Source organism: Nonomuraea sp. NPDC049750, assembly GCF_040659625.1.
Taxonomy (GTDB): Bacteria; Actinomycetota; Actinomycetes; order Streptosporangiales; family Streptosporangiaceae; genus Nonomuraea.
Genome location: NZ_JBFANB010000073.1, coordinates 1 through 1,443, shown reverse-complemented (window position 1 = coordinate 1,443; position 1,443 = coordinate 1). Strand labels below are relative to the sequence as shown.

At 67.2% G+C, this 1,443-nt stretch carries 1 protein-coding gene; it reads right to left on the bottom strand.

Going from position 1 to position 1,443, the window contains the following annotated elements; translation table 11 throughout:
* Window positions 1-33: 33 nt before the first annotated feature.
* Window positions 34-1,314: an IS256 family transposase gene (locus tag AB0J16_RS59625; RefSeq protein ID WP_358558316.1), complete on the bottom strand. Its 1,281-nt coding sequence runs from the start codon at window positions 1,312-1,314 to the stop codon at window positions 34-36.
* Window positions 1,315-1,443 lie beyond the last annotated feature (129 nt).

Here is a 1,443-nt window from a genome sequence, read left to right as displayed (position 1 = left end):
GAGCAATCGTCAATACTTGTGGATCAAGATCTTTTAAGCGGCGATGGGCGACTCCTCCTCGGAGGGCGCTTCGTCCGGCCGCTCGACGAGCTTGCCCTTGACGAAGGCCGCTCCGGCGCGGACCAGGGCGACGAGGTGGGGTGCGTTGACTGCGCGCCAGCGCTTCTGCGCCGACTCGATGAGCTTGAAGGCCATCGCGAGCCCAGCAGCTCGTGAGCCCGGCCCCTTGGTGACCTTGGTGCGATGTCGGACGGTCGCGAAGGTCGACTCGATCGGGTTGGTCGTACGGAGATGAACCCAATGCTCTGAGGGATAGTCGTAGAAGGCCAGCAGCTCGTCGAGGTCGTCGACTACCTTGGCCACCGCCTTGGGGTACTTGGTGCCGTAGGCGGCCCGGAAGTCCTTCACCGCGGCGAGAGCGTGGTCCTTGTCCTCGGCGTTCCAGATCTCCGCCAGCGCCTTCTTGGCCGCCGGGTGGGCCGACTTCGGAAGCGCCCCGAGCACATTCGCGATCTTGTGGAACCAGCACCTCTGGGCTCTGGTCTGCGGAAACACCTCACCCAGCGCCGACCAGAAGCCGAGCGCACCGTCCCCGACCGCGAGTACCGGCGCGCGCATGCCGCGCCGCTTGCAGTCACGCAGCAGGTCGGCCCACGACTCGGCCGACTCGCGGTAGCCGTCGGTCAGGGCGACGAGTTCCTTGCGGCCGTCGGCGCGCACGCCGATCATCACCAGCAGGCAGAGCTTGTGCTCCTCCAGTCGGATGTTGACGTGAATGCCGTCCACCCACAGATAGACGTAGTCCACCCCGGACAGGTCCCGGTCGCCGAAGGCCCGCTGCTCGGCCTTCCAGGTCTCGGTCAGCCGGGTGATCACCGACGCGGACAGGCCCGCCGTCGAGCCGAGGAACTGGCCCAGAGCGGGCACGAAGTCCCCCGAGGACAGGCCGTGCAGGTACAGCAGCGGCAGCACCTCCGTGACCTGCGGGGTCTTGCGCGCCCAGGCGGGCAGGATCGCGGAGGAGAATCGCCGGCGCTCGCCGGTCTCCTCGTCGGTGCGCTTGTCGTTGACCCGTGGAGCCTTGACCTCGATCGCGCCCGCGCCAGTGAGCAGGTGGCGCGGGGCGTGGTAGCCGTTGCGCACGACCAGGCGGCGGCCGTTCTCATCGCGCTCGTCGGCGAAGGCAGCGATGTAGGCGTCCACCTCGGCCTGTAGCGCGGCGGCCAGCATCTTGCGGGCACCTTCGCGGACGATCTGGTCGATCAACGAGGAGGAGGACGTCGGCGAGTGGTCGTCAGCGGGCAGTTCGGGCACTACGGTGAGCGACACGGGGTGTGCCTTCCCGACCGACGCGGCAACGTCGGCCTATCTCGAAACCTTGATCAGATGATTCGGGAAGGTACACCCCTTCCCCTCAGATCCACAGGTTTCGATCATTGCTCC